The following is a 22117-nucleotide window of genomic DNA, read 5'->3' as shown; positions in this document are numbered from 1 at the left end:
AAAAAATCGTTTTGGTTCAACATGCAACTCAATTATCGATTACATTTGAAAAAAACAATGCGTAATTAGCTTTATTGGGTTACTAAAAAAGCCAGTATCAACAAGATATTGTTATCTTGTCTATACTGGCTTTTTGTATTCTCATCATTAAACTCTCAAAAAATACTTCGCTATATTTCTACTTTAATTATCAACACACTCTACACCTATGTTAATCGTTATTTATAAGTAATAACTAATTGTATTACATGCGCTATAAGCTATTTAATTACCAGTAACAAAAGTACAGAGTGACTTAAGCATATTTAAGCAAAATTAAGTAAACTTAAGACATCGTTGTATAAGGCTAAAACAGCTTTGAAGATTTTTAGATGGCTTAATGTCACTGATTGAATATCAATATATTCACTATTTTTTACTCTCCCTCAGATATATTTTGTACCAACAAATCAAACGTTTTTACATCACAGTTATTGAGGGCGTCACAGCCTTTTATAATAAACCTTAAGCTTGAAAGGTCTTCATCCTGAAAGGGTTTACCACCTAAAGAGTCACCTTCAGCAAAGCAAGATAAAGTGTTGTCATCAACTTCACATTGCACTTCACCTGTAGCGTTAGGACAAAGTGAAAAAGAAGTGCTGCCACATCTAAGCCTTACTATTTTGTTTGTGTCAGAGTGCGCCTCACCGTTAGTCGATAAATATAAATCTATTCTGTAAGAAGCTGAAGAAGGTGATACCCATTGAACGTCAAAACGTGTACCGGTTGTAACTGTTACCTGCTCTCCTTCATAAAAATCTTTTGAATCAAACCTAATATTATGTAAGATAAAGCCCTCTTCATCGACTGGCAATTCATTTATGTTGGTTGACTTTCCGCCAGAGCCACCGCCACAAGCACTTGATAAAAAGATAATAATGGCTATTAAAATATGTTTCATAAATGTCCTTATCATTAAAAATTCCTTTTCGTATTAACAAGTCTGCAATTCGTAATTTGAATCGTTAGTAATGACCAAGCATAAGAAATAAGCTTTAATTGGTGGTCATTTTTAGTCTCAGCAATTGAGTTTACATGATCAAAATACAACTAGGCTCATAAGCTAACTAATGTCTCATTAAGAGACAAATAATAATGGGTTAAAATATGTAACAAAGGAGAAAGCAGTCAATTGTTATTTCTCTTTTAAGAGACTCGTTTGCTAACTCTACAACCCACCTTGTATCATATCTTTTATTTTATGAGCTTTAACGAAATGATCTAATTTATGAGTCTGAATCCACCATGTTGCAGCCTCCATAAGTAACTCAGGATTGTCATTTTTGTTTGCAAAAAAAGCATAAAAAGACAAACCAACATTATCACCTTTACTGGAAATCTTTTTATCACAAATCGCAATAATTTTAGTTCTTAACTCTTCTCTCATTATTTACTCGTCATCATTTACTCGTCATTACCAATAGTCTCAAAACGCTAAGGGTATATAACGCCATGTTAATAGGAAAAATATTGTTGAATAACATAAGCGACGAACGAGAAATTACCAATATTTTTGTACTTATTCGGTTTCTTGTTCAGTTGAACTTACCAACCCAACATCTAAAGCATTTTGCTCATTGTTAAAAATAGCCATAGCTGTATTCATTTTCTTAAAGCCAAGCTTGTAATAAAAGCCTTCTTTACCTGGGTTGGCATATAAAAGAATTTTTTTGTGATCAACAGAAAATTCAACTAATTTTAAAATGATCTGACGACCTAAACCCAGTCCCTGATAATTAGGATGAATTGCTACATCACATATATATGAACAGTCAATTCCATCAGCTAAAGCTCTACCGACACCAATTAGTTTGCAATCATCAAAGATAAAACACTTAAACTTACTATTAGAGAATACTATCTTAAGATTCTCTGCAGGTTTGTCGCCTAAAGGGGCAATTCGATAAAGTTCTGATAATTGACTCCAGTCAATATTAGTTTGATCATAAACCCATGAAAAATTTTCCATACATGCCTTATCAATACATTGCCAGTTTAACACCCAAGAAATAGCTGGCTAACATGTTCGCACGAACAGCAGCCAACTGTTATTTGCCATGCTTTAACAACTTATTTTATTTGCCAAATTCATTCACTAAATTAAAATCTACATTTGGCAGTTTTTCAAAGCCAGGTTTAGCAAACAAATAACCTTGCATTAACTCAACACCAAAATCTCGTAAGCAGATAAACTCTTCCTTAGTCTCAATACCTTCAACGAGTGGAGTAATATTTAAATCACGAAAAATATTTAAACAGTTTTTTACGATTGATTGACGAGCATGATCTGAATCAATATTGCGGATAAGCGCCATATCAAGCTTTACAATATCGGTTTGAAAGTCAGCTAACAACCCTAAGCCAGAATAACCAGATCCAAAATCATCAATTGCAGTTTTAAACCCCAATTTAATATAATATTCGACTATGCTTTTAACAAAATTACTATCTTCTATTTTTTCAACTTCTGTAAACTCAAACATTATTCTTTCAGCTGGAAAATTATATTTCTTGGCCGCATCTAATGTCGTACGAATACAACGCTCAGGCTTGTATATAGCATTTGGAAGAAAGTTAATACTAAGCATAGTTTCAAGTTTTAATTTGGATGCTAAAGCTATCGCCTTAATTCGACAAAGTTGGTCAAATAAATAACGATTATCATCGTTAACTTTAGATATTATTGAAAATGCTGACTCATTATTTAATCCACGCACCAAGGCTTCATAACCATAAATTTTATTAGTCTTACAATTAATAATGGGTTGAAAAGCCATTGTAAAATCGAAGTCAAGGCTACTTTTATCAGAACAATTATCACATGAAAGTCTGTCATAAATTATAGGTTCTTCTTTCATTTATATATCCTTAACAAATTAAACGCTAAATTAAGCGAAGATTTAACGCTCTGTTGACCGTAAACTAGTTTTTGTTCTTATTAATTAGCTTGTTAGTTTTCTTTTTTAATACCTAACTTACCAATTTCTATTTTTGATCTTTCTTCAAGGTAATCATCTAGCTCCAATTTAAGATTGATCGAGTGAACTTCCCACTCGTCATCAGCTTTATAAAACTCTAAGCTAATTAGAGCAGGTTGACGTTGATACTTTAAGACATACCAACGAGTAGAATAAGTTCCTTCAATCTCTTGTTGGTGAATCAACTGAAGCGAATAGAACTTTCCAAGCACATTTAAATAACCATGAAATTGACTATCGGTTTGAATCAAATCAGCTTTGCTAATGTAGTCACTAACAGAGCTATGCTCTAAAGCTTTATTTGCTACATGTTCAATTTCATTTTTTGAAAACAGATCCAAAATCGGTTTAGCTAATTTATCAATCTGTTGTGATTCATTCGCATAAGTAAAAAATGGTGCCAGTAATAAGATGGTAATTAATAGATGCTTCAATTTTTTCTCCTGAAAGTTAATGCTTTGCAAAGCAGTAATAAAATAGTTGGCTAAAATGTTGAAAAGTGAAATCAGCCAACTGTATTTTGTAATGCTTGATTGACTTATTATGTGCTAAAACTGATAACCAACTTGGAAGAAACCGCCGTAGTTACTTTCGAACTCCGCATTAGTAGCATGAATCGAAATACCAAAAGTTGTACCTGAATGGTCAATGCCATTCATGAAATATGTATAACTTACACCAACGCCATATATATTATTTTCGTGACGATAATACTCAACTCCATTTGAAGTAGATGTATTGCTATAGCTTGATTCTTTACCAACTGAGCCAACATAAACACCGAAACCATGTTTATTAGAATTAGAGTCGAATAAATCAGTTTTAATCCAGCCAACACCAACACCACATTCTGAACCGGTCATTGAACTATATGCTGTACAACCAGCTGATATATATTTTAAATCTGTTTTTGAAACGAATGAAAAATTTGTGCCTATGCCACTATACATAGCTCCGATACCAAATCCAACAGAATGATTTTTAGTTTCACTATCTACCGCAGCGAAACAACTAAGAGATAATAGAGGTAAGAGTAAAATGATTTTTTTCAAGGTATATCCTTATTTTATAATAATAATTACATATGCCAAAAGTAGCATTTGTAAATAGCGCCTATTTAAGGGACTGGTTATATGTTCACCAAAGAGGTAAAAAATCAGCCCAATAAGAGGAAGTTTATTTTTTGGCTAAAGTCTTGAGAAACGAAAACAGCCAACGGTTTTTTCCTATTAATTTGCTGGTGAGAAAGGTTTCACTCTATTATATTTGAAAATAAATTTGAGCATTTGTACCTAGCCCATACATCACCATACAATGGACTTTTAGGATCACTATATTCAGTTGGCATATTACGCTGAAAACCAAATTTATTTAATTGGTTATCTTCATCTTTCGTTACATAGACAAGGATTAGTGCATTTTCAAGATATGCATGTACTGTATTTGCCAGAACATCTTTATTTTCAGTCAATGGCATTGCCAATAAATGATTCATAATTTCATTTACTGGGAACAAGTGCTCTTTAATTGCTTTAGATTGATCAATTACGAGTTTAGAAATATATTTCTTTTGTAATCCTTCTTTTTCAAGAGGTTCACTAAACTTTCGAATCAAGTGGTTTATAACAATTTTACAATCATTAATAGTCCCTAAATTTTCAATTTTGAAAGTGATTAATGAGGATATTATTTGATGCGAAATACCTTTCGTTGATAATGGCAAGAAAACCTCCTTATCTGCTGCCTAACGCCAACTTAAGCGGACAAAAACAGCTGATTATAATGTGAAGCGAAGCGTAACCTAACCAGCTGTTTATTTTTGTTATATTTAAAGTTCTTGCAAGGCATTTTCTCCAATAGCCATTAAAACAGGCATACTACCTTCGGAGCTGCTCATTATAAAAGCACGCTTAACTTTAGTATTTACAAAATCATTTGCGACAAATGCCTGTTTAACCCTTTTTACTGACAACCCCATTTCCGATGAATCATCATTAGAAAGCCAATCCCATTGTACAAACACGCCACCATCTTTTAGTAGAGACTTTAATAAACTCAAAGTTGCTTCATAATCTGGTAGAAAACCACAAACAGATGATGCCACTATTACATCAAATTTGTTTTTAAACTCTGGAAGGCTTTGAACTAACTCTTTTGATAGATAGTCAGAAATAGACGATACATTATTTAGCGCCTTTTTATCCAAATGCTTTATCATTTCTGAAGATGGATCTATCGCAACAATACTTTTAGCTGTTGGGCTCATAAGTTGAGTTAATGCACCTGTACCACAGCCGAAATCAAGAACAGTTAAACCATTAATATTTATGTTTTGTAATAGTGCTGAAAATGCATTTTTTGCATACTCTTCAACGGTAGGATCTACATCCCAGTTTTCAGCATACTCGTCCCATTTGTTACTCAAAATTCTCTCCAAAAACTCACAGTTTATCTAAATGTCTAACGCCCGTTTAAGGGGAAAATACAGTTGGCTAAAATAAGTGAACGTTGTGAACAAAAAGCCAACTGTTATTTGTCCTGCTTTAACGTCTTGTTATTAAGCGATGGTACAAGTCTATTCTTTAGTTTCACTAATACAACAACGATACAGGTAACGACAACAAACTGTCCAAACAGCAGCATAAATAACTTTGGCCAAAAATTAATCTCTTCAGTAAATATTGGATGCCAAAAATAAATCAGAGACAAATTACCTGGAAACAAAAAGATTTGATAGCCAGGTAATGGACCACTAAAAAATCCCCAAAGATTCCAACTTAAGGATAATGCAATAAGTCCAATCAATGTTGCTATTACACCAGAATATATTGCTACTGTATGGGGTTTATATAAATTCATTTAGCTTCATACCGCCCCGCTAAGGATAAATTTATAGTTTGCTATAATGTTGAACGGAGTGAAAACAGAAAACTGTAAATTCTACCTCTTGAGCGCCTTGTTATGTGTTCTATTCACCAAGCCAATTTAGCTTGGCATTTTTGTCAATTTCATTAAATTCAGACTCAGTTATCTTTTCACTAGCTAAATCACCTTCAGCAGCCCGAATAATTTTTATATATTGAAACTCTGTTGCCGCAAGAATATATCCTAATTTTCTTTCCGTAATTTTACCGCTATGAAATTGGCTCATGGCTAATTTTTTATTCCACGACTGACCTTTTGGTGGATCAGGTAGTGAAAAATCAATCGAGAGCAATCTTTCATCTGATATTGTGTAACCTTTAGCAATTGAGTCCTTAGCGCATTCATATAATAAATAATCAATAGAGTCTTGCAGGCCGTATAAATGCCAATCAAAACCAGCATTACAACCACCAACAATTTTCCCTTTTTTATCACTAATATCGATTACTCTTTCAGCGCAGCCTGAAAGAAAGAAAAATAAGACTATAGTTTTAAATAAATTTTGATACATCGACTAACTCTTCTAAACACTTAACGTTTACTTAAGCGGAAAATATAGTTGGCTAAAATGTTGAACAGAGTGAAAACAGCCAACTGTATTTCCTCGTCTGAAGTCTTGTTAGGCTTGAATATACGAATAAAGCCTCAATAACGGTTTTGTATTACAATAAATTTAAGTTTTAATCATTGCCTGTAAACATCTACCGCTTTGATCTTCCATTATTCCCCCTTGAGGGATCCAACCTTTCTTTATGAGATCGTTAACCTCTTTGATTAACCCTTTATATGTAGATGTTTTGACGAGTGTATATTCCATTAATAATCTCTTTTTACATAATTATTCAACAAAAAAACCTAACGCTTAGCAACTTGTTATACCTTAATTTTTAGCCTTACCAGCTTCTAAGATTGGCATACCAGCCTCTGTTGGAATATAAATACGCTCGCCACTTCCTTCTTGTAGGCCTTTGATCCAAATATAACGTAGATATGCTTCATTATTTTTTAAAGATTCACCAATTATTCTATTGGCTTCTGCTGCTGCTTTGGCAAGTTCTATATCAGCTTTACCCTCAGCCTTAGCACGAACTAATTTAGCTTCGCCTTCTGCTTGAGCTAAAGTAACTCTAGCTTTTGCTTGCATTAAAGCAGCTTCTTCTTGCGCTTTAGCTTCCACAATGAGTATTTGTTTACTCCATTCAGCCTCTTTTAAAGAAGCCTTACCATTCATTTCCATGCTGTAAACTTTATATTTTGGCCAAGCCCACAGTGATAAGCTTACGACCAAAACGAAAGAAATAACTAAAAAAACTATACCGCCAAATGCGATTGCATTCCGATTCGGGTGCATGGACTCTCCTTAATGTATAACGCCCGCTTAAGCAGACAAAAATTGTTGGTTATAATGTGAAAAAAGCGGAACCTACCAACTATTTTTGTTCCGTTTAAAGTGATTATTATACGCATGAACCTTTTGAAAAACTTAAATTCATAATATTCTCCAAACGACCGCTATCCCCATTTCGTATATCTATTGAAACAAAATTCCCATCATTTATATATTTTATAAGTTGAGCATCGCTACAAACTTTCTCTCTGATGTATTTACGAGAATTAGACTTTATTTTAGCTTTGTCATTTAAGCCAATATTTTCGCCAAGACCACTTAACTCTAGTGCTAAACCCACAGTATTTTTATCAACGCTAAAATATGTCATTTTTATACGTTCATCTGAATCGGTAAAGTATCTCTCGAATGATGCTCTGACTTCTTCATTAGACTGCTTTCCTACAAATACACCATAAAATCGAAAGCCAAGAAATATAACTAGTGAAATTTGTAAGGTTATTTTTATATATTTTTTAACACCCATGCTAGATAAACTCTTGTGCGTATAAAACTTTGCTAAGCAGTAAATAATGATTGGTTAAAATAAACGACGAAGGAGCAAAAACCAACTGTTATTTGTCCTTGTTTAACAGCTTATAGCACTTTGTTTATATGACTATAAAAGAATTTCTTCCCTTTTTGGTACAACTCTTTATCGTTAGGGTACTTTGCGTGTAAGCCTTGTTTAAGCTGATTTAATTCAGTAATTAACGCTACGTTATTATTCATGATCTTAACGAAATGTAAGTGCTTCTCCACATTCACATCACCTGATTGAAAAACATGCAAGTGAACCTTTCTTTGTTTTTTTGAAAAATATTCTCGCCCAATAATGCCATTTTGACCTCTGTAAATAAAACCAAGGTCAACAATATTTTGTTTGAAAGTTGAAACCTTTGAAATGTCCTTAACAACCCCTAACAGATCGATGCAATCTTTAGCATACAACCCTGCTATAGCAGTTGAGCCAATATGAAAAATTTCAATATCACCTTCGTAGGTTGAAATTATTGAATCTCTCACATTTTCGAACTCGGACTTCCAGTTTTCATTGTGCGGAAATATATACATAACTCGTGAGCGCTCTAACGCCTACTTAAGAGGAAATTTATAGTTGGCTAAAATGTTTGGGGAACGAAAAACAGCCAACTGTAATTTTCCGTTTAATATTCTTTTTATGTGCCTGATTTATCAAGGCTATATTGTTCTATACTACCAGCGATAAAACAAATACCAACATAAACCCAAACCGTACTAGCAATAACTTGCCAAAGATCTAAGCCTATAGGGTTAGTAAATGTAGGTATAGCAATTAAACCACGCAATGTGCAAAGAAAAGCAATAGTAATTAAAGCTGGTTTAACTAAAGGTATTTTGCGAATTAAACCAACGGCTGAAAAAGCAAAAACGGTACATGAGAACATTAATCCTGCGACTACGACTGTACCAAATGGAGCAAGTAAAGTTCCTTGCTGTGCGGAATCAATAATTTGTTGAGGTGCTCGCGCGAAAGTAAACCAACTAGGACCTCCCCAGATACATAGTAGATGCCATATAGCAGAAGCAGTGGCAATAAAACCTGCACTAATTAATAACTTTGATTTAAAACTAAACTTCAATGCGAACTCCATTTTGCACTGGCAAATAACGCCCAAATAATGGGCTAAAAAAAGTGGGCTAAAATGGAGCGAATCGAACATCTCGCTGTTTTTAGTCCTTGTTTAATTTCTTGTTATATGCCGACTACATCGTAATTGGCCCGAATACTTTGATACTTAAAGCAAATACGATAACAAAACAAAGTTGCCCAATTATTGGTACAACTATGGGAATTAATATAGTTTGCCAAACAGTTAACTTTAGAAATTTTTGTATAACAGCTAAAAAGATAATAATAGTTAATAGCAATGCTGCTAAATCGTCAAGAGCAACTAGCTCACATAAAGTAGAACTAACTAATTGAATGCCTAGTAATAACAAACTTAAATAAGCAGCTCTCTTTCTTCGTTGCTCGCTAACTTTTAGCTTATTGAGAATAAAATTGAAGCTAAAAAAATATCCAATTAAGTTTGAAAATAAATATAGAAATGTAAACACAAAATCCCTTTAGGCATAACGCCCCTGTTAAGCGGCAAAAAATTATTGGCTATAATGTGAACGAAGTGAAACAGCCAACTGTTTTTTGTCCGTTTGAACGTCTTGTTATATTTTTTTATACACGTAAAACCGAAATATCATAGCTTGAGAGAAGGCAGTTAAAGCAAACAACAATGAATCTTGATTATTTAATGAATACAAAGTTAAGCCTACAAATATACTAACTGCAAAATAGAATTTATACGAAGCATCAGTGAATTTACATATTAACCAGTGAGTTGGAAAACCAATAAGTAACCAGCCAACGATAGAAATTAGTAAGTAGACTCCAAAAAATAGTAAAAATGAAATTATTAAACCAGACAAATCATTAGCTGTGGTTGGTATTGATCCCGAAAGCAGTGTGACAAAAATGATCCCTAGAGCTACCCAAGATAAACTTTTGATAATTGCTCTATCCCAATGCCCTAAATCCACCAAACCTCCATAAAAATATAACGCCCTAATAATGGGCAAAAAATAGTTGGCTAAAATGTTGAGGAACGAAAACAGCCAACTGTTTTTTGTCCTTATTAATTAGCTTGTTATGTGTATTTACACAAAACCTAATTTACCCAAAATATAGAGTAGACTAAACCCTACCATACAACCTATTAAACCAAAGATAATCATTTTTCTTACATACAGCTTACTAGGCTCATACCACTTTTTAAGAAATAGCTCTGGTATATGCATAATTGTAATTCTACTGGAGTAGCCTGATTCTTTTAACGTTTGTATATTCACAGCAAAAGGAGCCATCAAAGTACCAACGAAAAGGCTAACAAATGAGAAGGATAATAGGATGAACAATAAAATTAGCATTTAATTCATAACTCTAGATACACATAACGCCTTACTAAGCGGTGAAAAATTGTTGGCTAAAATTGCGAGGAACGAGCGCTAGCCAACTGTTTAGCGTCCGTTTGAGTAACTTGTTAGTGCTCATTGCCACTCAGCCCATTCTGACCAACGCCCTTCAACAGTACCTGTGTTTCGAAGTTTATCTAAAACTTCTTCAGATAAGTACTCGGCATCGCATAAGTATGGTTTAGATATACCACCAGTATCTAAACTACCAAGAGTGTAATATTCAGCCATAGGACGTATTGATGCGTCTTGATGCGCTAAACGAATAAATAAATCACCAATGAGTGTTCCTAAAATAGTATCAAAAGGGTCTGTTTCTTCTTGTTGCCAAGTACAATTATACCCAACTGAAACACCTTCTTTAACCTCAGGTCCTGATAACATTCCTTCAGTTAATTCTTCTTTGGAAATATTTGGGCCCACAAGTATAGATTTAAATATTCTAAACACAGCTGTATCAGCTATACATATAACATCTAACATTTCTCTTGGATGATTCACGCCCTCAAACTGAAGATCTTGGAATTTTTCCATAATATCAAAAGCGTAATATTCTTTTTCTGTACTCCATTCATGAGAATGAGCCAGAACCCCTGTGATAATAGGTTGATTTAACTCTTTGTATGGGGAACCAGTCCGTTCAGGAACTAAATTTTTGATAGCGAAAGCTGTATTTATAATTTTTTTGAGATGTCTTCTTCTTAATGTCAGTTTACATTCAAAAACTGCTAATACCGCACCTGCTAAATAGTATTTTTTATTGATAAGGTGTTTGGGATAAGCAGGATGAAGAACTAAAATATCAACTTGAGGACTTGCCTCTCCATCATGGCTTAAAATCCTGCCTTTAGTTACGATGTGATAATTAGAAGGGAGCCAATTTCTTAAAAGCGCAGCCCAATTTTCTTCACCTTCATCACCAGCCGTGCCTGGATCTTCTATACTTCTCGCAGAAATCCGCTTATATTCGGAAGATAGTTCGTGCTGCAATTGCTGCATAAATTGATTTAATTCTGAACGCATAAATGTGACAACTCCATTTGAGCACTAACGCCACGTTAAGCGGCAAAAAATTGTTGGCTAAAATTGTGAACGGAGTGAAACAGCCAACTGTTTTTTGTCCGATTGAACGCCTTGTTAGGTTTTTATTACTATTGTTCCATATAACTCTATTGCATATGAACTAACAAATAACCCTATTCCTATAATTAGTAACCATTTCGTTAATTGGAATACAACCTCTCCCTTTTTTACTCTAGTCCACTCACTTTTTAGAGTTTTATGACTTAGCAAATATAGTTTTTCAGTTACCTGAGTAAAATGACCTGTCTCAGCCATTTTGTCATGACTCATAATCATACTTTCAATTGCATCAAGAGCGGAGATTAACTCATGATCTTTTTTAGGGTTCAGCATGAGCTTCAATTTATATATAAGCCTATGAGCTTCATTAAAAAGTTCATGTGCACTTTCGATGAAGTTAACACCATTAACTTTTTTAGTTGCAGGATCTTTGTCTGCAAGCATGAATTTAGCAGCTATATTATTTAAACAACCCATTAACTCGGATACATCGGAACGAAAATCATTAATCCAAGATTGTCTAAACTCTGAAATCTTATGATCCTTTGCTATAATTAAACCTACAAAAGAAACTACTGCAGCGATAATTGTAACTACAATCTTTACATCTAAATCTTCCATTTATTACCTTTGTTGAATATGAGTTCTCAAACTAGATGTTGAAACCTAACGCCCTGTTAACAGGCAATAATATAGTTGGCTAAAATAAGTGAACGGAGTGAACAAAAAGCCAACTGTATTTTGTCCTTTTTTAACAGCTTGTTAAGTACCGTCTGCCACCGACATAACAACTTTACCATTTAGTAATACTGCTAACAAAACTGACGGTTCCCCTTTAAAAGGGTTGCCAATAACCTCAATTTGATAAAACCACTTATCACGGTATTTATAATGAGGGAAACGATTTAGTGAGATGTTGCCCAATGCGAATTCTTCTCTTTGAGTTTTTTGGGTATACAAAGTCGTAGCTAAGTTAATAGCTTCTTTGATTGAAATAGGCACTACTTCTTTAGATGGATCAAATTTTGGCGTAGCTTCTAAATCAGTTAACTCTAATGCTAATTTTTGGACATGGGTAACACCGTCTGCAGTAGTGTGAGAACGTGATTCAATTTCAACTTCTTCACTCGAAGCATTAAAGCTTAAAGTAAGTAATACAAATAGTGCAGATATGCTCAATATTTTCATAAGGTACTTAACGCCCACTTAAGCGGACAAAAATAGTTGGTTAAAATGTGAAGCGGAGCGGAACCTAACCAACTGTTTTTGTTCCGTTTGAAGTGCTTGTTAGCAGTACTTTAACACAGCCCATTGTTTTAACTATGCTTTTAACTTTAACCGGATTACAACTACAAAAGAACTTATGATATTTATTAGCGAAAACATTACGAACAAACCAATAAATGAGCTGAAACAATATTTGGACAATGCAATAAAAGTAAAAGGTTCATTTGTAAAAAAGCTAGGAGTTAAAAAGCTAAAAGAAATAAAGACCAAAGAAAGGGCTATAGCTATACCTGCTGAAATTTTTGCTATCGCTATTTCCCAAAGAATAAACTTCCCAAAAATAGTTTGATTGTTTACGTCCATGCTCATTACAACATCCGATCTAATGGTACTGCTAACACCCATTTAAGGGGCTGATAATTTTTTGCTAAAATGTGTAGCGAAGCGAAACCGAGCAAACTGTTAGCAGTCCCGCTTGAAATGCTTGTTATATATATTATCCACTTTACCAGTCAAATAAATCAAATATCACAGCCAAAAGAGTATTATTACGCGCATGTTTTATACCTTTTTTTACATCTGACTTTTCGACGTTACCAGTTTTTAAATGTTCAGGTAAACCCCTTTCTCTTTGTTCTACGCTAGTCTTAACATCAGATAAAACCATGTGGTTTGTGCTTGAGCATCCAGATATTAATAATAAAATGAAAAACAATGTAGATAATTTCATACACCCTCCTTGAAATATAACGCCCTGTTAAGGGGCAAAAAATTGTTTGCTAAAATGTTGAGGAATGATCTTACACCACTTTCGTAGACACATTTCAAAGTCCTAATTTCTCATATTTTTCAGGCGTTGTATAACCTAAACTTGAATGTAATCGTTCTTGATTGTAAAACGCGATGTATTTCTGAATAACAGCAGTCGCCTCTTCTTGATTGTTAAAACGTTTGCCATGAATAGCTTCTGCTTTAAACGTATGGAAGTACGATTCCATCGCCGCATTATCAATCGGCGTTGCTTTTCGGCTCATACTCCTTATAAAACCTGACTTTTCCACAAGAGTTTTGAAATCATTCGCCGCATATTCAATTCCTTGGTCTGAATGAAATATACAATTATTATCTGGTGTTTCTGTTGCTAAGGCTGCCTTTAAAGCCGCTTGTGTCATTAAAGAATTTCGTTGACGACTAAACGACCACCCAATCAATTTACGTGTAAATAAATCCATAACAACCGCATGAAAGAGCCAACCTTTTTGAGTGCTGATGTGGGTGAAGTCACCAACCCACTGTTGATTCTTTGCGCTTGGCTTAGCGACATAATGCAGATGATTGCTTGTTGTTGAGTAATGTTTTCCTCTATTTGGTAAGCGCAAATATAAGTTTTTAGTCGAGCTACACAGGTTAAGCTCTTTCATTAGTCTCGTGATGCGTCGACGACTACAGCTAAGGCCTTCTCGATTTATCTGTACATGCATTCTTGGTGCGCCGTAGGCTCGTTTAAAGCCTTGGTGCTGCTTAATCAGTTCAGCCTTAAGTTGGTTATCTTTGACTTTATGCGCGGATACTGGCCGATTATGCCAGGCATAGTAACCACCGCGAGACACCCCCAACAGCGAGCATAATCTTGAGACATTACTTAAGGCATGGTTCTTTTTGATAAAGGTAAAATTAACTAGGGGTCTTCCTTTAAGAACCGCTCGAACTTTTTTAGAATTTCAATATCCTCTTCGCTGCGAGCTAGTTTTTTTTCCAACTTTTTAATGTGCGCATTGGCCTTAGCAAGTTTAAGCTTTTCGGGACTGACGGGCTTCTTCTCTTTGGATGGTTTTTCCATTTGATGATTTTTCATAAGCGGATGAGTAAACAATGACTCTTTACGGTATTCCATACACCAACGATAGAGCATGATGGGGTGAATACCCAAGGAACTAGCCACGTCTTTAGCTAAAACACCTTGCTGAGACGAGAGTAAAATAGCATGAAGTTTAAACGCTAATGAATATTGGTTGTAATGTCGCTTTCTTGTATGTCCCATGATTAACCTCTTTGGTAACAATTAAATAAATAACTGTCTACCAAAGTGGTACAAGATCAGAACGAAACAGCAAACTGTTTTTTGTCCTGCTTGAACAGCTTGTTATATTTTCATTTCTCGGACCCAACATCATTAAAAAATGCTTCAGGATCTTTGACATACTTTGCGGCGCTAGATTTTAAAATATGCTTTTTCAACTCAAATATATTAGGTTTGATTACAACGTGCTGCCCTGGTATAAACAATACACAATTAAGTGAGATAGCCGAGTCTACTAGTGAGTTCATTAGGCTTACATAGTTTTTACTTAAATCTAATCTAAAATCTATTGAAGAAACATTAGCATCATCGCGCCACACACTTATATCATTAGTTTTGGTATCACCCCAAAGAGTTAAATCTTTTGACCAAGACTCAGATCTAGGCAATATAGCATCGAAAACTTTTTCGAAGTCATCCCTAGGTTGTTGGTCTATCCACGTGCAAGTTGGGTCAAAACCATCTTCATCATATAATTTTTCAGTTTTGAATCCATTTTCTTCTGCCCATTGGAGGGGAATGAAATCGATTGTCACTTGCCAAACAGCCACCGAAGTCTCCTGAAAATATAACGCCCAAATAATGGGCAAATATCAGTTGGTTAAAATAAGCGACGCAGGAGCAAAACCAACTGTTATTTGTCCTGATTAATTTGCTTGTTAGGTAACCTTTTCCCAACCCAGTGAAAGAATGGACCCAAGCCTAGATAGATAAAAAGCACACCACCTGAAAAGCAAAACAAAATGTTAAACCAAAACAATATTGGATCATCTACTCTTGAAACCTCAATTCCTCTCATTTGGAAAAAATCATCATCAGATTTAATAAACGAGAACCAAATACAAAAAGAACCAAATGCTAGTCCAATAAAATTTGAGAATTTGAACCAATACTTATCTACTTCGTATTCAAATTTTTCTTTAGGCCGATTTGCCAATGCCTCACCTCTCCATGGTTACCTAACGCCCCATTAAGAGGAAATTTGTAGTTGGCTAAAATGTTGAACGCAGTGAAAACAGCCAACTGTAAATTTTCCTGCTTTAATGTCTTGTTAGAAGCCATTTACCTGTAACCAAATACCAACATAAAAACACCAATAAATATTGGTAGAACAACGAAGTTTAAGAAGCTTGCATAATCCCTTTTTATGAGTGAATAAATACCAATACTAAAATGAATAATTACGATAGAGATACATAAGATGCCACTGATAATTAGTTTAAGAGTATATTCGATTTCAGGAAATAATAAATATGTAGCAATACAAGTTGGAAGAATAATTAATAATTCAGTCCAAAGAGCATTCCCGTCATTTATAAATTTTAAATACTTCTGAGCTAGATTCATTCACTGGCTTCTAACGCCCCAATAAGGGGCTGATGATAGTTTGCTAAAATGTGAAACGAAGTGGAACTGAGCAAACTGTTAGCAGTCCCGCTTAATTGGCTTGTTATGTGTTGGCTGACAACTTACTGTAAATCAATTGTTTTTTAGCCTCAGATTTACAACTATCAAATTGTTCAAATAAACCAAACCAAAAAAGCCGTTCATTCATTGTCATACCACCGATGTTTCCAATTGCACTTGTATTGAAAGATGACCACAACTTATAAAGGTGATTATGAGTTTCCTCACTCTCTATCCAAGAGTGACCAAAAAACCTTTCTATAGTCGTTTGAAGCTGAACCACACTTTCATTATTAAGCTTCCAACCTTTCAATACACCCAATAACTTAGCAACATCAGGGTCGCTATCGTACTTTTGGACTTCGTTGACAAATTCATCGTAATTCATAGAAACACATAACGCCCCAATAAGGGGCTAAAAATGGTTTGCTAAAATGTTGAGGTACGAAACAGCAAACTGTTTTTAGTCCCGCTTAATTGGCTTGTTATAACTCAATTAAGCTCAAGATTTACAAAGCTATTCCACTCATCAATTGCATCATCAGCAGCTTGTTGATGCTTTCTTACTGCATCATTTTGTTCGTCGACAAAATCTTGGATACACCTTTTATAACGTTGAACATCATTATTAAAACTATCAACTTGATATTGTTCAGTGAACTCATATGGTTTGTAAGGTTTTGAGCATGAAGGGCTTGGAGTAAACATATCAGCTAAAACAGGTGATGCACAAATAAGTATAAGAAGACTTATCAAGATTGATTTTTTAGTCGATTTCACGATTGACCTCTATTTTGAGTTATAACGCCCTGTTAAGGGGCAAATTGTAGTTGGCTAAAATGTGTGAGGTACGAACAACAGCCAACTGTAATTTGTCCGACTTGAAAACCCTTGTTATGTGTTTTTTTAGAGTAAGACTGTAATTCTAAGCTTATTGTAAATTTGTCTTAATTCAAAATCGCTAACTAAATTAACATCAATATATGCATGGCAATCTACATTGTATTTTATGATTAAATTCTCATCATTGTCATGTCGGTCTTGAGAAAAATACACATTAGTAATTGTACTAATCTTAATTTTTTCAAACTCCAATGAGCTGAGCGACTTAGGAAAACTAATATAGTCTTTAGTAAGTTCAATAAAGCGCTCAGTACCTTTTATCTTATTGTAAATTTTTATAAATGGCTTAACCGCCAAAAGAGGGCTAAGCAACAATAAAGTTAACAATACTGAAAAGAAATATAATATCGGTTTATCATTAATATTTTCAAGTGCTAGGATAAATTTAATAAACACAAAGTCGAAAGCGTAAAAGCTAAGCCCAGAAAATATTACGCAACCAATAGCATAAAATAAGAAATCCCCTGCTTTAGCAGTACACTTAATTCGTTTCATACACCTAAACACATAACGCCCAAATAACAGGCTAAAAATAGTGGGCTAAAATGGAGCGAAGCGAACAGCCCGCTGTTTTTAGTCCTTGTTGATTTGCTTGTTAGTTGCTGATGCTCCGAGCTTTTTTTAAGACACGACACCATCAACAACCACGAAAAAAGATAACACTACATTGAGCTACAATACATGAAAGTGAGAACGCTGAAAAATAGCGGTAAAACCTAGACACTTCCTGTGATTGATAACTACTAACTTAAATGCTGATAAAAACCTGTAACCACGCCTTTAAAAACACCTAAATTTACTAGCAAACTAACGCCTTACTAAGCGGCGCGAAATTGTTGGCTAAAATTGCGAGGAACGAGCGCTAGCCAACTGTTTAGCGTCCGTTTGAGTAACTTGTTAGCCATATTTAAAACTCCTTACTAAAATTGGGGAAGTTTAACTTTTGACTTAAGTTTTTAAATTGCAGTTCAGTATATGGACCTTCTGTTATTTCATCTGGATTAAGGTAAATATTGTCCTTTTTCTTATCTATGTAAAAATAAGAAACTGAGTCTGAACCAGTAATTAATTGCTTTGCTACAACATAGTTTTCATTAGCACCAACGGCGATAATTTTGCTATCTACTCTGCCATGAAAAGAGCCTTTATCATCGATTTTAATACCTAATTTAATATCTCCATCGATATAATAAACCGCATAAGCACCATCCTCCCACATATTTGAATCACTCCAAATAAGTAAAAGCACGATAATTATTACGATGATAGATGATGCTAATTTCATATATGGCTAACAGCTTATTAGACAGATAATATCCCACTTTCCACAAGTAAAACTTCCATCTAATGAATATTTATTCAAATCAATATACATAATTAATATTTATCATTCAATATGTTGTTATTAGTTACTGAATAAAGCGATGTAGAAAGGAAGATTTAATCTGCCTTTCTACAATAAAGCGGGATTTACGGTGTGACTGTATAAAAATACAGTGCTTTATTTTTAATTTAAAATTATCATTAAAATTAAAAACGATAGGCTAAAAGCACTAATAAATCATACTGACCTTTAAGCAATATTAAATAGCCGTTATGTTAAAAAGATAAATTTCGCTACGAACAGTGCGGTTAACGCCCAAACACCATTTGAAATATCTTTATGCTTTCCTGCACCTAATTTAAGAACGGTATAAGTTATAAAACCAAATGCAATACCGTTGGCAATTGAGAAAGTAAAAGCCATCATAACGGTTGTGCTAACGGCGGGTGCATATTCGGTTAAATCATCCCAATCTAGGCCTCTTAATGAGCTCATCATTAACATGGCAACATAAATTAGTGCGCCATCAACCGCAAAGCCAGGTAGCATTTGTGCTAGTGGTAAAAAGAACATACCTGCCGCAAATAGTAACCCAATGGTTACGGCTGTTAAGCCTGTTCTACCGCCAACAGCAACACCAGCAGCAGACTCAACATATGAGGTAACGGGTGGACAACCAAAAGCGGTACCAATTACTGAAGAAATAGAGTCGGCTTTTAATGATTTACTTAAGCCAATAATTTTACCGTTTTTATCTTGTAATTTAGCACGTTCTGCAACGCCCATTAATGTGCCAGCGGTATCAAATATATTCACAAATAAGAAAGTAACAATAACGGGGATCAAAGCGACTTGAAAAGCACCTGCTATGTCGGCTTTCCAAAGTATAGGTTTAAGTGCTGAAAAGTCAGGTATCGCTAACATGCCGTTATAGCTAACAAAACCAGATGCTGGTGCGAATGATTTGGCGGCTTCTGCCACGACAAAAAATTCTGTTGGGAGTACCCATGTCATAATAAAAGCTATCAGGGTTGTTATGGCGATACCAATAATTACCGCACCAAATACATTGCGATAACTCAATACTGTTATCAGTAAAAAGCTTAAAAAACCTAGTGCTGGAGCTTCAGGGCCAAACTCTCCAAAGCCAAAATGTGTTAAATCAGCCAGAGCAACTATATTATCAGGGTTGGCAACAACAATACCGGTAAAGCGTAGGCCTATAAAACCCAAAAACAAGCCTACCCCTGCGGTCATTGCAAGCCGTAAACTAAGGGGAATACTGTCTAACATCCATTCTCGAAGCCTTGTAACACTCATTAGCACGAAAATAACACCAGAAAGAAATACTGCACCTAAGGCAATTTCCCAACTGTACCCCATAGCGCCAACAACAGAAAAAGTGAAAAATGCGTTTAAACCCATACCTGGCGCAAGCCCTACTGGCCAGTTTGCATATAGCCCCATCATAATGGTGGCAATAGCAGCTCCTAAACATGTCGCCAAAAATAAGCCATCGAACGGCATACCGGTTTTCGACATAATAATAGGATTTAAAAACATGATGTATGACATAGTTACAAAGGTGGTTAACCCTGCCATTAGCTCTGTTTTTACGTTGGTATTGTGCGAGTTCAATTTAAAAAATCGTTCTAAGAAGCTTAAATCGTGAGTCGCTGCACTGGCGGTGTTACCGGCTTGATCATCCATAATTTGTTCTCTAGTTGTTTATAATTAGGCTTTGTAATGCTTATAAATTAAGCCCTATTTAGATAATTTATTAACCACTTTAATTGTCGATTTTCGCGATTAACGCTTCTTGTTTTTAACAATTTATTTAATTTTTTATCATCATGTAACAACTTCATCCTATACTTAAATCAGAAAACCTGTCAATAGTGTCAAGAAATTAGTTTTTCTTGTATACTAGACTTTAGTTCTTGATGAACTGATTACACTGGGCAATGTGCTGCATTACTTCAAACTAAATTTAGTTGTGGTTACGTTAGTGCCTTCATTGAAATTTTTATTATTAGGCTGTTATGCTTCAACTTTCACATTTTAATCGTCGTAGTATCAAAGGCGACATTTTTGGTGCTCTTACCTCTACCATAGTGGCATTACCTTTTGCTTTAGCCTTTGGCGTAACGTCGGGCGCGGGTGCAAGTGCAGGTATTTATTGCGCTATTATAACGGGGTTATTTGCTTCTATATTTGGTGGTACTAATCAACAAATATCAGGTCCTAATACCGGTTTAACCATTGCAATGGTGGCCATTTTAACCAGTTTTATAGCGCAATCTCCTGAACATGGTATTGCGATGGCCTTTACCGTGGTTAGCATGGCAGGTGTTTTCCAAATGCTTTTTGGCTTTTTCAAGCTGGGTAAGTATTTTACTCTGATATCTTATCCGGTTATTTCAGGCTTCACGTCAGGTGTTGGTATCCTGATTATTTTATCCCAAATTACACCTTTATTTGGCAAGCCTCTTGCTGATTTATCTTTTTCATCTTCAATATTTACCAGCACAAATACCCTGCTCGGCTTAGTTTGTTTAGCAGTACTTTTTGTCTGGCCACAAAAATTCAGTCGAGTGATACCTGCAAGTATTGTTGCGGTTATTGGTGCAACGCTTTTTTATATTTTTTCTGACAGTGCCATTCCGGTTGTTGGTGCTATATCAAGTGAGCTACCCGCGTTTAATTTCCCTACTTGGCAAGGTGATTTAATAGGTGAAATGATCAAGTCGGCATTATTGATTGCCACCTTGAGTACTTTAGACTCTTTAATGACATCACTTACGGTTGATAGTATCAGTAATGATTTACATAATTCTGATCAAGAACTAGTGGGCCAAGGCATAGGTAATATTATTGCAGGCTTTTTCGGTGCCTTACCCGGTGGCGGCGCGACCATGCGCACCGTAACAAATTTAAGAGCAGGAGGAACAACACCTTTATCCGGTATTTTGCATGCACTTTTTATTCTCGCTATTGTCTTATGGGCAGGCGAATATACGGCTTATATACCTGTGGCGGTACTCGCGGCAATTTTAACCCATGTTGGTATTAGTATTATTGATTGGAATTTTCTAAAACGTGTACATCAAATCCCACTGTTTAGTGTTGCTTTGATGATTTCAACTATGGTGATGGCGGTTATATTTGACTTAATTACCGCGGTATTAATTTCAGCATTTGTGGCAAATTTGGTTACTATTCGTCGGTTATCAGAAATTCAATTAGACAATATTAAGCTCTTAACAGCGCAAGACGCACTGCACTTACCGATTTACGAAAAAGAGTTATTTACTGAGTTAAATAACCATGTACTTTTACTCAACATATCAGGCCCAATAGGTTTTGGTGTCGCACGAGGGTTAAAGCAAAGTGTGTCAAAATTAGATGAAAACAAAGCCTTATTGATCGATTTTACTGATGCGCGTTTTGTTGGCATTACCAGCACAATAGCTATTGAAGAAATTATTATGAGTTATCAAACACAAGGTAGAAAAATACTTTTATCTAATATCTGTCAGCGAGTTCGTGATGATTTTAATAAATTACAATTATTTGACAAAGTACCAAGAGAGCAGATATTTAATACTAGAATTGAAGCGTTATATTATTTAAAAAATCAAATACAACCATAATATTATTGAGTGTAGCGAGTAATTTCGTACTCGCTGCACTCAACTATTTACCTGTTTTGGCTCTTTTGCAATGCAAGGCTAGAGCCAAAGTTATTTACTTTT

At 34.9% G+C, this 22117-nt stretch carries 31 protein-coding genes; 2 read left to right on the top strand and 29 right to left on the bottom strand.

Annotated elements, in window-relative coordinates; all coding sequences use genetic code 11:
- Window positions 1-415 precede the first annotated feature (415 nt).
- From DBO93_RS08600 to DBO93_RS08500, 19 genes are all read right to left on the bottom strand, one after another.
- Window positions 416-940 (bottom strand): hypothetical protein, encoded by a 525-nt coding sequence (locus DBO93_RS08600; protein WP_108455970.1) that lies wholly within the window; start codon window positions 938-940, stop codon window positions 416-418.
- A 267-nt stretch (window positions 941-1207) separates the two neighbouring features.
- The gene (locus DBO93_RS08595; protein ID WP_108455969.1) at window positions 1208-1426 is read right to left on the bottom strand and encodes a DUF6500 family protein; all 219 of its coding nucleotides are present in this window, start codon (window positions 1424-1426) and stop codon (window positions 1208-1210) included.
- 132 nt (window positions 1427-1558) lie between these two features.
- The gene (locus DBO93_RS08590; protein WP_108455968.1) at window positions 1559-2008 is read right to left on the bottom strand and encodes a GNAT family N-acetyltransferase; all 450 of its coding nucleotides are present in this window, start codon (window positions 2006-2008) and stop codon (window positions 1559-1561) included.
- Window positions 2009-2114: 106 nt separating this feature from the next.
- Window positions 2115-2897: an EAL domain-containing protein gene (locus DBO93_RS08585; RefSeq protein ID WP_108455967.1), complete on the bottom strand. Its 783-nt coding sequence runs from the start codon at window positions 2895-2897 to the stop codon at window positions 2115-2117.
- A 92-nt stretch (window positions 2898-2989) separates the two neighbouring features.
- The gene (locus DBO93_RS08580; RefSeq protein WP_108455966.1) at window positions 2990-3451 is read right to left on the bottom strand and encodes a hypothetical protein; all 462 of its coding nucleotides are present in this window, start codon (window positions 3449-3451) and stop codon (window positions 2990-2992) included.
- A 114-nt stretch (window positions 3452-3565) separates the two neighbouring features.
- Window positions 3566-4069 (bottom strand): hypothetical protein, encoded by a 504-nt coding sequence (locus DBO93_RS08575; protein ID WP_108455965.1) that lies wholly within the window; start codon window positions 4067-4069, stop codon window positions 3566-3568.
- 200 nt (window positions 4070-4269) lie between these two features.
- A complete protein-coding gene (locus tag DBO93_RS08570) occupies window positions 4270-4740 on the bottom strand; it encodes a hypothetical protein (protein WP_108455964.1) in 471 nt (156 codons plus the stop codon).
- 105 nt (window positions 4741-4845) lie between these two features.
- The gene (locus DBO93_RS08565) at window positions 4846-5442 is read right to left on the bottom strand and encodes a class I SAM-dependent methyltransferase (protein ID WP_108455963.1); all 597 of its coding nucleotides are present in this window, start codon (window positions 5440-5442) and stop codon (window positions 4846-4848) included.
- A gap of 104 nt (window positions 5443-5546) precedes the next feature.
- Entirely contained in the window at window positions 5547-5876 is a 330-nt protein-coding gene (locus DBO93_RS08560; RefSeq protein ID WP_108455962.1) for a hypothetical protein, read from the bottom strand.
- A 109-nt stretch (window positions 5877-5985) separates the two neighbouring features.
- Window positions 5986-6453, bottom strand: a complete 468-nt coding sequence (locus DBO93_RS08555) for a hypothetical protein (RefSeq protein WP_108455961.1) — start codon at window positions 6451-6453, stop codon at window positions 5986-5988.
- A 369-nt stretch (window positions 6454-6822) separates the two neighbouring features.
- Window positions 6823-7293, bottom strand: coding sequence for a hypothetical protein (locus DBO93_RS08545; RefSeq protein ID WP_108455959.1), 471 nt, complete (start codon window positions 7291-7293; stop codon window positions 6823-6825).
- 106 nt (window positions 7294-7399) lie between these two features.
- Entirely contained in the window at window positions 7400-7816 is a 417-nt protein-coding gene (locus DBO93_RS08540) for a hypothetical protein (RefSeq protein ID WP_108455958.1), read from the bottom strand.
- Window positions 7817-7926: 110 nt separating this feature from the next.
- The gene (locus DBO93_RS08535) at window positions 7927-8403 is read right to left on the bottom strand and encodes a GrpB family protein (RefSeq protein ID WP_108455957.1); all 477 of its coding nucleotides are present in this window, start codon (window positions 8401-8403) and stop codon (window positions 7927-7929) included.
- A 104-nt stretch (window positions 8404-8507) separates the two neighbouring features.
- A complete protein-coding gene (locus tag DBO93_RS08530; RefSeq protein WP_204100664.1) occupies window positions 8508-8951 on the bottom strand; it encodes a hypothetical protein in 444 nt (147 codons plus the stop codon).
- A 124-nt stretch (window positions 8952-9075) separates the two neighbouring features.
- The gene (locus tag DBO93_RS08525) at window positions 9076-9429 is read right to left on the bottom strand and encodes a hypothetical protein (RefSeq protein WP_108455955.1); all 354 of its coding nucleotides are present in this window, start codon (window positions 9427-9429) and stop codon (window positions 9076-9078) included.
- Window positions 9430-9534: 105 nt separating this feature from the next.
- Window positions 9535-9906, bottom strand: coding sequence for a hypothetical protein (locus tag DBO93_RS08520; protein ID WP_108455954.1), 372 nt, complete (start codon window positions 9904-9906; stop codon window positions 9535-9537).
- Between the two features lie 507 nt (window positions 9907-10413).
- Window positions 10414-11361: a DUF6602 domain-containing protein gene (locus DBO93_RS08510; RefSeq protein WP_108455952.1), complete on the bottom strand. Its 948-nt coding sequence runs from the start codon at window positions 11359-11361 to the stop codon at window positions 10414-10416.
- A 114-nt stretch (window positions 11362-11475) separates the two neighbouring features.
- The gene (locus tag DBO93_RS08505; protein WP_108455951.1) at window positions 11476-12042 is read right to left on the bottom strand and encodes a hypothetical protein; all 567 of its coding nucleotides are present in this window, start codon (window positions 12040-12042) and stop codon (window positions 11476-11478) included.
- 141 nt (window positions 12043-12183) lie between these two features.
- Entirely contained in the window at window positions 12184-12609 is a 426-nt protein-coding gene (locus tag DBO93_RS08500; protein WP_108455950.1) for a hypothetical protein, read from the bottom strand.
- A gap of 175 nt (window positions 12610-12784) precedes the next feature.
- Between DBO93_RS08500 and DBO93_RS08495 the strand changes: the two genes are divergently transcribed.
- Complete coding sequence (locus DBO93_RS08495; RefSeq protein WP_108455949.1) at window positions 12785-12997, top strand: hypothetical protein; 213 nt, start codon at window positions 12785-12787, stop codon at window positions 12995-12997.
- 156 nt (window positions 12998-13153) lie between these two features.
- Here DBO93_RS08495 and DBO93_RS08490 read toward each other — a convergent pair whose 3' ends face one another.
- The 10 genes from DBO93_RS08490 to DBO93_RS08440 all read right to left on the bottom strand — a co-directional run bounded on the left by DBO93_RS08490 (window position 13154) and on the right by DBO93_RS08440 (window position 20072).
- Window positions 13154-13378, bottom strand: a complete 225-nt coding sequence (locus DBO93_RS08490; protein WP_108455948.1) for a hypothetical protein — start codon at window positions 13376-13378, stop codon at window positions 13154-13156.
- Window positions 13379-13472: 94 nt separating this feature from the next.
- Window positions 13473-14312 carry an IS3 family transposase gene (locus DBO93_RS08485; RefSeq protein WP_239059189.1) on the bottom strand — a complete coding sequence of 280 codons (840 nt, stop codon included), beginning with the start codon at window positions 14310-14312 and terminating at the stop codon, window positions 13473-13475.
- 14 nt (window positions 14313-14326) lie between these two features.
- On the bottom strand, window positions 14327-14689 hold the full coding sequence (locus DBO93_RS08480; protein ID WP_108455946.1) for a transposase: 363 nt from the start codon (window positions 14687-14689) through the stop codon (window positions 14327-14329).
- Window positions 14690-14799: 110 nt separating this feature from the next.
- Window positions 14800-15279: a hypothetical protein gene (locus DBO93_RS08475; protein ID WP_108455945.1), complete on the bottom strand. Its 480-nt coding sequence runs from the start codon at window positions 15277-15279 to the stop codon at window positions 14800-14802.
- A gap of 83 nt (window positions 15280-15362) precedes the next feature.
- On the bottom strand, window positions 15363-15665 hold the full coding sequence (locus tag DBO93_RS08470; RefSeq protein ID WP_108455944.1) for a hypothetical protein: 303 nt from the start codon (window positions 15663-15665) through the stop codon (window positions 15363-15365).
- 513 nt (window positions 15666-16178) lie between these two features.
- Entirely contained in the window at window positions 16179-16523 is a 345-nt protein-coding gene (locus DBO93_RS08460; protein ID WP_108455942.1) for a hypothetical protein, read from the bottom strand.
- Window positions 16524-16627: 104 nt separating this feature from the next.
- Window positions 16628-16915: a hypothetical protein gene (locus DBO93_RS08455; protein ID WP_108455941.1), complete on the bottom strand. Its 288-nt coding sequence runs from the start codon at window positions 16913-16915 to the stop codon at window positions 16628-16630.
- Between the two features lie 126 nt (window positions 16916-17041).
- A complete protein-coding gene (locus DBO93_RS08450; protein ID WP_108455940.1) occupies window positions 17042-17533 on the bottom strand; it encodes a hypothetical protein in 492 nt (163 codons plus the stop codon).
- Between the two features lie 412 nt (window positions 17534-17945).
- Window positions 17946-18323, bottom strand: a complete 378-nt coding sequence (locus DBO93_RS08445; RefSeq protein WP_108455939.1) for a hypothetical protein — start codon at window positions 18321-18323, stop codon at window positions 17946-17948.
- A gap of 309 nt (window positions 18324-18632) precedes the next feature.
- On the bottom strand, window positions 18633-20072 hold the full coding sequence (locus tag DBO93_RS08440; RefSeq protein WP_108455938.1) for an NCS2 family permease: 1440 nt from the start codon (window positions 20070-20072) through the stop codon (window positions 18633-18635).
- Window positions 20073-20404: 332 nt separating this feature from the next.
- Here DBO93_RS08440 and DBO93_RS08435 point away from each other — a divergent pair, with 332 nt between their 5' ends.
- Entirely contained in the window at window positions 20405-22015 is a 1611-nt protein-coding gene (locus DBO93_RS08435) for a SulP family inorganic anion transporter (RefSeq protein ID WP_108455937.1), read from the top strand.
- Window positions 22016-22117: the final 102 nt, after the last annotated feature.

Source organism: Colwellia sp. Arc7-D (assembly GCF_003061515.1).
In the GTDB taxonomy this organism is placed as follows: Bacteria; Pseudomonadota; Gammaproteobacteria; order Enterobacterales; family Alteromonadaceae; genus Cognaticolwellia.
This window is presented reverse-complemented; position numbering and strand designations above follow the sequence as displayed.